6 protein-coding genes are annotated in these 8,744 nt (G+C 52.4%); 1 reads left to right on the top strand and 5 read right to left on the bottom strand.

Annotated features, from left to right (window positions below; translation table 11 throughout):
* Nucleotides 1-319: 319 nt before the first annotated feature.
* Entirely contained in the window at nucleotides 320-856 is a 537-nt protein-coding gene (locus HP547_RS24225) for a hypothetical protein (RefSeq protein WP_172287882.1), read from the top strand.
* A 125-nt stretch (nucleotides 857-981) separates the two neighbouring features.
* Here the strand turns inward: HP547_RS24225 and HP547_RS24220 are convergent, their stop codons facing one another.
* The 5 genes from HP547_RS24220 to HP547_RS24200 all read right to left on the bottom strand — a co-directional run.
* Nucleotides 982-1,779 carry a hypothetical protein gene (locus tag HP547_RS24220; protein WP_172287880.1) on the bottom strand — a complete coding sequence of 266 codons (798 nt, stop codon included), beginning with the start codon at nucleotides 1,777-1,779 and terminating at the stop codon, nucleotides 982-984.
* A 335-nt stretch (nucleotides 1,780-2,114) separates the two neighbouring features.
* Complete coding sequence (locus HP547_RS24215; protein WP_172287878.1) at nucleotides 2,115-2,546, bottom strand: hypothetical protein; 432 nt, start codon at nucleotides 2,544-2,546, stop codon at nucleotides 2,115-2,117.
* 221 nt (nucleotides 2,547-2,767) lie between these two features.
* On the bottom strand, nucleotides 2,768-3,976 hold the full coding sequence (locus tag HP547_RS24210; RefSeq protein WP_172287876.1) for a DUF5677 domain-containing protein: 1,209 nt from the start codon (nucleotides 3,974-3,976) through the stop codon (nucleotides 2,768-2,770).
* A gap of 206 nt (nucleotides 3,977-4,182) precedes the next feature.
* Nucleotides 4,183-8,028, bottom strand: a complete 3,846-nt coding sequence (gene dsr1, locus HP547_RS24205; RefSeq protein WP_172287874.1) for an anti-phage defense-associated sirtuin Dsr1 — start codon at nucleotides 8,026-8,028, stop codon at nucleotides 4,183-4,185.
* A gap of 227 nt (nucleotides 8,029-8,255) precedes the next feature.
* Nucleotides 8,256-8,744: helix-turn-helix domain-containing protein (locus HP547_RS24200; RefSeq protein WP_256676411.1), on the bottom strand; the 489-nt coding region annotated here is incomplete at its 5' end.

Raw genomic sequence — 8,744 nt, 5'->3', positions numbered from 1 at the left:
GCAGATTAGCGCCGGTCTAGGGGGCTGATGTCGCCAATCCCGATTCAAGAGCTTCAAGTATCAGTTATCGCCGCTGTCGGGCTGCTGGCCTGCGCAGGGATTGCCCGCAAGCCCGGAGATTCTCGTACCGTTCGACGTGCTATGGCATCTCCCAGCCGGGTGTCAACTACCCTTAGCTTAGGGATACGTCCGAGGCCATCTTTCAGGATGTTTAGCCCACGTGGAGTCACCCGCTTCTGCTTGTAGGCCAGAGGGCGTTACCAGCAATCAGCAAGCAGCAACCCACCTCCCCCCAACACTTCATACGAGAGGATAAGCCATGGCAGATGATTCCAGCTCAAACAAACCTAGCGGTACGGCTAATCTGGTGACCCATTACACCCAGTACAGCGATCTTGAGAAAGAGTATGACCCTGATGTCGCAGCAGGTCTGATGAAGAAGGCTTTGGAGCGTCAGGGGCTGCAGCAGAGCGGGGAGGGGGTTAAAGCGTGGGCGGCGATCAACAACGCGATCGTTACTAAGCCGGTAGACCTCGCTCAGGAGGTTGCTCAGGGTAGCGCTAAGGCTGATGCCGTGGTGCAAGGCCTTTTCAGTTCTGAGCCGGCGGCTGTAGATGCGTCAGCGGGTAATCAGTCTGTTGATCGTTCGGGTGACTTAAATTATCCGTTCGACCAGATTTCCAGCGAAGAGATGGACAGCGACGATTACGATTTTGAAAATTGCGATGCAGAGGCCGATGAAGAGGCTCAAGAAGACCCTCGACCTTCTCTAAGTGAAATTTATAACATGGACAGTGAGGAAGATGCACAAGACGAGGCGTATGACGACATGCTCAAGCTCATCGAAAAGCCATAGCGCCATAGTATCTGGAGGCTCCTTCTTGGTGTTACATGTAGTGGAAGTGGATCATTGTCCAGTCTTGCAGGTGCATTGCAATCCACTGGTTGGGGCTCATCAATATGAGCCCCAACCAGCCTCCCTCACTTCGAGGCGGAAAGAAATACATTACTTATAAAGAATTTTGAAATCAAATCCCTGATGACCTCACGATTCTCAAACGCCTGCACAAGTGTGTACCCGGCCTTCATTACCTGATCAATCGCCTGGTACTCCACATGCTTGATGAAGGTATTGGTGCTTTGCTTGTCAAGGCGAAGCTCCGGAAGTGGTTTCCCAGGGTTCTCGTACACGAGTCCCTGCATAATGCCGCAAATGCTATTGCCAAATCCCTGGGCGTAGACGTGCGATGTGGTTTTCAGGTGTCTCGCTAGCAGTTGGCTGAAGTACGTTAAGTCAGCCTCGCCAAGTAGGGCGCGGAGACGCCCAAAATCGACACAGATGCCAATGCCGTGATCCTGGCATTCAAATACTGACTGGTATTCTTCAACCTTCCGCTTGGAGGGGGATAGCGCCAAGTACTCCTGCTTGCATCGTGCTATCGGTGAATCAATGATCTGATCGGTAGCTTTACTCGCTTCGTCAACGGATGAAAAAAGAGCCTCAGCGATCGGGCGCACAATATACCTGGCATCGTCGTCATTCATAGCCATCTCGATGCTCAGGAATCCCCGGAAAGCCCTCAGCTGTGTCAGGTCAGTCCTTGCTGTGCTTCGCTTTTTAGTGATCACCAAGAAAGCGTTGAAGATATACAGGCTATCCGATGCATCCACTTGCAATCGACAGGCATAAAAAGGCTGCTTTACGGCCTTCTCATTCAGCGCGCTCATGCCATGAGGAATACCCGCGTCATGAAGCTTGATTTGCGTGAGGGTGATCATTCTGGTTGATTCCTCGTGCTCAGGTAAGGTGAGTTAGATGCCGGTGAGTGACTTCAGGTTAGCAAAGCTTTTTTAACGCGCTAGACTCACGAAATTTTAGCGGTTGGGACGGTTCAATATATAAGTAAATCGATGAATTTAACTTGGTGGCCGAAGGTTGGCTAAGCAGGTGAAGGAGGTGTTTGAATGGGATTGCCGCAAGGCGAGTCGTGCCTAGGAGTAGGAGGCGACGTCAGTGCACTGGGCTCACGGCGAGGACGATATAGTGCATGCGCTGGCACAGCGCGGAGCACGCTGCGCTCGAAGCTATGAAAGCTGCTGCTATGGAGTAATGGTTACATCGGCGTAGTCACGAAATAGTCTTCAGTTGTTCTGTATGGAGATGTACAGTCCAATTCTAAGAAATCAAGGTTAGGCCAGTAGTTCTCTAATTCAGAATAGTCAAGTGCTTGTGACAGTTCACGTTCTGTCGGGTCTAGATAGCTCCACACAAGCGTCATTCTTGCATCCCATTTCTTAGCTCTCAGTAGCTCTTCGCTATGACATCTGCTGAAGCCAAGATGTAACATGTCTCCGACAAAATCGGCTTTCGAGGCATATCGATTGCTTGGGTATGAGTACGCAACAAAGTCTGCCAGTCGGTAGGCTAATCCAATGCGCTGGAAAACTGATTTGTCGGTTGATTCAATTTTGCTCGTCGTATGCTTCACGACGTATCTTGCAGAGTTGTGGGCGTCAACCGAGATGGATAGGGAAAGGGTGCTCATAAGATTTACCAGTAATTCTTTGTTATTATGAGTTAATGATGGCACGCCCTGATAGTTGTGGCAATACTCCAAGCCATTGACGCCTCGAGCCTTTGAGGTATATCGAGTGATTTTTGCAATAGGAGCGGTCTCGTGGAAGGCGCGAGAAGCCACTCCCAATTATGTTGGCCTGAACAATGCGTATAGAAGCTTGCGCTACCAGTCGCAATCAGCCCTGGCCATTACACCGCATCGACAGGCGTACCAATGTCATGTTGAATGCGCAAGCAAACCTTCCCAGCGATCATATCTATACAGCGTACCAAAGTGGTGATGGCCTTGGCGTCGAAACTACGGTGTTCCGGATCTTCCATACGGATCGCATAGATCTCAGTCATATTGAAGTCTTGATGAATGACTTCTGACGTGAACGTATAGACGGTGTCATAGAAGCTCCGCCCGAGCGGGGACATCTGCGCCTTGTTGCTGACATTACTCAAGAAGTCATAGCAGTATCTCATGCTCTCAGCCCAAACCTTGTTTCGCTTGGCATTATCAGAGCGCGAAGCCATCGTTAAGGCGGCTTCAAAGCCTTTGCGATGTACCGTTGAGTGGGTTTGCAGCCAGAAGCCTACCTGCTCTGGGGCCAACCAATCGACGTAGAAATCCAACGAGATTTCGTAGATAGAACGAAGCAATGCAGTTGCTTGATAGTAGAAGCTATTTTTGATGAGCAGCCTGATGGCTTGAATGTTTTCATTCAGGCGATAAAGGACGGAAAATAATGTCTGATGGTAATGGATGCCACTGCTGTAGTTTCCGTGAAATTTTTTCAGTCGCTCGATCAGGGCTTCGATGTTTCGTTGGATGTGTTCGAGCTTTGAATCATTATCGGGGAATGCCTTTCTACCAAGGATCGAGTAATAATCGCTTCTCTCCGGCTGTGGCAGTATTGAGCAGATGAAGCCGCCCAGATCCTCTTCGTGATAGTACTGGTGCCTGACTTGGAATGCGCTTTCTTCAAGCTCAGCTGACGTCTCCAGGATCACGACGGGTACGCTCTCAATCCCGAGTTCCTTGTAAGCCAGGTAAACATGGTTGTCGTCTGGCGCAATGAATTTTACGTCCGAGCCTGAGTTGATGTTTTTGTAGATGTAGAGTCCTGGTCGGTGTCCTGATCTGATCATGTCCTTTGCGTAGTCAATCATGTCCTTGCGGATAGGATCTTCAACGAAGTCGAATCGCCCATTATTTCTCTGATAAAAACCGTTTAGGATTCTGTCCAGCGGTAGGCGGGTGAGCAGAGCTTGCTTCTTCCCATTGCTGTATGTCAGATATTTTTTTAGGAAAATTTCATCTACGACCAAGTCATCGCGACATCGAATTTTAGCGATGGGGATTTCTGTGGTGATAGGTCGGCGTACGAGTTTTCTTGATTCGGTTTTGATCATTATTTGCTTCCTTTCGGTGTCTATCGGTAGCCGGTATGACAGAGGAGCGCCTAGGCGCCTAGTGAACCAACTACTCAGATCCTATCTGTTATGAGTGTCGAAAGGACTGCACGATAGGTTGAGCAGGAAGGCAGCCCCTGAAACTACCCCCGAATCGAACACCATTGTCCAAGGGGGTTATCCTTCTCAGGGGATACCTTTTTGGATTACCCCCTCATGCGCCGTAAAAGCTCGTCGAGCCTTCGGAACTGATCGTTATCTCTGAGCTCAGGGGCTGACTGCTCGATATCTTCCAGGCATTTTCGGAGGTCTTTGGGAAAGATCTGATGCTCCCCGGTCACAGCCGCAAGAAGTCTCAACGAATCTGCTGGGTAGTGCCTGCAAAGGCCAGAGTTCTCCATCTTCTGCATCACGGAATAGGTGAAGTCGAGTGGCATCAACCAGTCGGAGACGGCGTTGAGGGCTACAGGGAATTGTTTCCCGGCAGCCACGGCTAGCTGGGCAAGGGAGTCTGCGATTCTCTCTGTTATCAGCCCACGATTTTTTGGCCATATGCGCTTCCAGAACGGATGAACACGGTGTAGCCAGTTTTCCTCACGTTGATCTGCCGCTCCTTCAAGCGATTGCGAGAGCGCCTGTGCCGATTCCTCAAGCCCGTCGACAGGTAGTGCTGCGAAGGCCCTACGAAGTTCTTGGTTTGAGTAACCCTCGGTGGGGCCTAGTGCAACATAGGTCAATAAAGCGGCAAATTGCTGCTTGTGCTCACCCAGTTCGTCATAGTGATGGGCCGTCTGCAGAAATTCATTTTTGATGGCCGCTTGCAGCGGTTGATACAGCCGGGCCGACCATAGAAACCCTTCCCAGATACCCTTTGCTTCCAACGCATCTCGATCCCAGTTCAACAGAGGGAGGAGGCGGCGCTCTGCCCAATCCTTGTCTACCCGGTAGAGTGAGATCAGGTGCGATCCTAGAATCACTCGACCATGGCGGTTGCGTTGGATACTCGTGTCCGTCAGCTCAGTGAAAAAGTCCGACAATGCTGGGGGTAAGCGTTGGTTATCACTAGGGGACTGCTGATACCAGTGATTGATCAGCGTCTGAGTGACCATACCGACGGGGTGGTTGATGGCTTGATTGACGGGGGGAACCGTAGAGTAATCGTCTTCTGAATCATCATCTGACACACATGGCACGTCCATGAGTCGTCGGCATAGCGCGTACAACTGATGCTCATCCTTGATGATGGTCTTGTCAGAAACCACTTCCAACCAATTGGAAACGCTATGAGCGATGTCGGCCAATTTATCATCAGAGAGGGCTAACAATACGGGTACTGCCCGCGTCCAGAAGCGAGCATGGAATCGTCTATCCCACCAAGCCCGGAGTGCTTCCCGCCAGCGCTCGACAGGCCATTCTCCCTGTGAGGTAAATTCAGAGAGCGCGAACAGGGCATTCAGGGGGTGAGTACTACATGTTTCGCTCCATGTGTCCCGGCTGAGCCCATAGGACTCCTTGGGCGGTAACTTGAGCCATTCGATCAACTCGGCCTTTTTGTTAGGCGCGACGTTGACCTCGATGCTGTTTTCAAAGTCGGGATCACCTGTACCACTCATCCAGTGGGAGAATTCATCACGCTCATTTTCCGATACCCGCCAGCGTGGGTTGGCTACGGAAAGCTGCTCCAGTCGTTTGCGCGCGGTGGCATTTAGTTTGAATCCAGACCTTTGGAGCTTGGCCAGGCGTAGCCAGATTGAGTGAGCAGTCGAGTCCTGAATGCGCTCTGGCTCTAAATCGGGGCGGAACATTTCACGTGGAGGGCCTTCGAGGATCGCCCGCTGAAGCTGCGCCCCGGCTGACCTGGATAGTTTGCTGCCCTGAAGCACTATCAGGCGCAATACCTCCCGCTGGGTTTCAAGCGACCATATCCACCAGCCATCTTCACTGGTGAGCCACGCCGCCCATAGATTCTGGTCGACGCTACCTTCCTGGCAGGCTGCAAAAAGTGCTAACCGCTTGAACGTTGCATAGGGCATTTCGAACCACCGCTCCGCGATTTGGCTCGCATGTCTCGGATTTTCTAATCGCAACGCAAGCCATGCATCGCGTAGTAGTTCGATAAGCGTGACCCAGTCCCGGTTTCCTCGGTTTTGTGGGTGCTGTGAAACGGAAGGCAGGTACCAGTAAGACCTGTCTGAGCGATTGGTTGCATCTCCAAGGATGTTTGCAAGATCCAATGCCTCTAGCAGGAGGCGCTCGAAATCATCGATAAGCCCCGGTAGAAATCCGTTCATCTGGCAAGTCATCAAGTCTTGCAGCGTTGAGCGGACGTGGCTCGAGGCCAACACAAGCTCCCAATTCAAGCGGTCTTTAAGGCGTATTGCCCCGTCCTTGTCACTGGCATCATCTCCCCAATGCATCGAGCCCCTGATCAGTAATTTGGGTGCAAGTAATGCGCGAAGCTCGAGTCGATGAAGTACTGACATGCCTTCTTTTCTGACGCGACTCAGCCAGCTGTTAAGGCGAGTGGGTTGCCAAAGCGACTTGACTCGACCGCTGAGCACTATGCGCCATAGCAGCTCCATCTGGGGTGTAGGAATAGCATTGGGAGCGTTCGTTGAAATTTCCTTAAGCTCCAAGCTCCCCCCATCTCGGTGGAGCGACGTCAAACGGTCTAGTTGATTCTCGATCAACGTTCCCAAGTGGCTGTGCAGGACGCCTCCTTGTGACACTACCCACAGCAACAATTGCGGATCATTCAAGTGCCTGACTAACCACCGTGATAGATGGAGCATGACCTCATCCATGGCGACATTGCTTACATCGCCAGATGCAAGCCGCATTCTTGGAGCCAGCCCATGAGGAGTCGGTCGATTGACCAGACTGAATCGCAGATCTCTATCCACATCCTGTGATGCTAGGATGCCAAAGCGATTTAGGTCACAGTGTCGGAAGCGTTCCTCTGCGAACGCATGTGTTAGCCATTCGAGAGAAGGGGCTGGATTGTAATCTGCGAAATGTCGGGCCGGATCGCCAGTCTTATCCGCGAGTGCCCAGAGCATTCGCCCTACAAAGTCATCTTCCTTGGTGCTGGACGAAGGGCGTGCAAGCGCATGCAGCGAGACCATCCGCGTCTTTCCGATGATTCCGTCCCGGTAGGTCTCACTCCACTCGTGGAGCGTGTTATGCATGAGCGAATGGTCGTGGCTGCCCGGTACCACTTTGTAGAGGATGGGTATTACCCCCTTGGCTTTCCACTCATTGGTCTTGAGCTCTTCTTGGCCAGGCGCGCAATCGCCGAAGGCCCACGCCTGGGGTGTGCTTTCTCCCTGCATCCGGTCAGCCGCGATTGCGTCCATCATGTAGCGGAGCACCGGGTCATTGATGCTGTACCCTACGAAACAGACGACATAGTTGCGGAAGAGCTCACTCACGAATCGTGCTGCCCATCGCTCGGTTAGGTACGCAAGACCAAAGTCGCCACTGGTGATAACCAAGCGATTCAACGCATCATCATCAGGCTCGATCGGCAGCACACCATGTAAGGCTACCAATCCATTCCACCGGCTTTTTTTGGGGATCGGTAGCATGGGCGCGGTGTAGGTCTGCAGCTTTTGCTTGGAGCGCTTAGCCGCTGCGTCAAATATCCTGTCAAAGTTCGTGGTGACGAGCCGAAGTGTGTCCTGCCTTGTGCGTGCAAGCCTGAGCAGTGCTTTGTGTGTAGCCGTGGCGCTTTTGGGTTTGAGGTCAGGTTGCAATGCCTCAGCTAACGCGAGCCTCATTTTCCCCTGGTGGCCGTACATCCCACGTTGGCCGGGCATCCTCCGCTCGAGAAGGTCGAGTGTTGCGTCGTATTTCTGGCTATCGAACGCTTGCTGCTCGATCTCGTCTTTCTCTGTTCCCAACAGGTCGTAGATTTTCTCAACCAAGCCTTCGAAACCTGGTAGACCCGCAGGGTACGAAATTCCAGCTCCGCAGAAGAACACCACTTTCTCTTCTTCATGTGCCTGCAAAAGCTCTTCGGGGACGTCTGGCCCATCTGCTACAAACTGCATGCTGCTCCTCCTAGAGCACGAAGGCTGAGCACGCTCAGCGAAATCTGATTTGGGGTTTCTGATGACTGCACCAGGTCTCGGCGCGAAGCGATGCCACAACGCCCACCTGTGATTCAGTGCTGAGCTGTGCTCGGCTCTGATGGGCTGGCCAGGGAGGGGAGATTTTGACAGCGTATTTAAGGCTGCGCATCAGACTTGATGTCTAGTTGCCATCCCGCGGTAAGGATTTACTGCCAGTGTTTTGCCGCAGTCGACTTAGCAATCCCTAGAAGCCGAGAAATCTCAGCCTTGGTGTGCCCAAGACCCTTCAGTCGCTGAACCTCGTCACGCAGTTTCCTGGCTTCAATGATCTGCGGATGCGTGATGGGCTGATCTTCGATGGGAAGCGGCTGATCGAGGCTTGCAACAGCTTCCAGCTCCCGGCGAACCCTCTCGAGCAACTGTGCTGGAGGGATTTGCTCGCTCGCTCCACAAGTGATCGCCACCAGGGTGATGGGGTGTAGTCCAAGCTGAGCGGCAATTTCCTCCAGCCGATCCAAGGTCGGGCTGGACTGGCCTTGCTCTAGCCTGCTGACGTGGGACTGGGACACACCAGAATCAAAATCCGCCTGGAGAACGGAGCCTTGGCGACGAAGAAATCGGAGAGCGGAAGCGAAAGCTTTCCTATGCATGACTGGCCGGCACCTGGAAATCCAACTGTATGCCGTGTTTGCGTG

The sequence above is a fragment of the Pseudomonas sp. CM27 genome, assembly GCF_013179515.1.
Classification (GTDB): Bacteria; Pseudomonadota; Gammaproteobacteria; order Pseudomonadales; family Pseudomonadaceae; genus Aquipseudomonas.
This window is presented reverse-complemented; position numbering and strand designations above follow the sequence as displayed.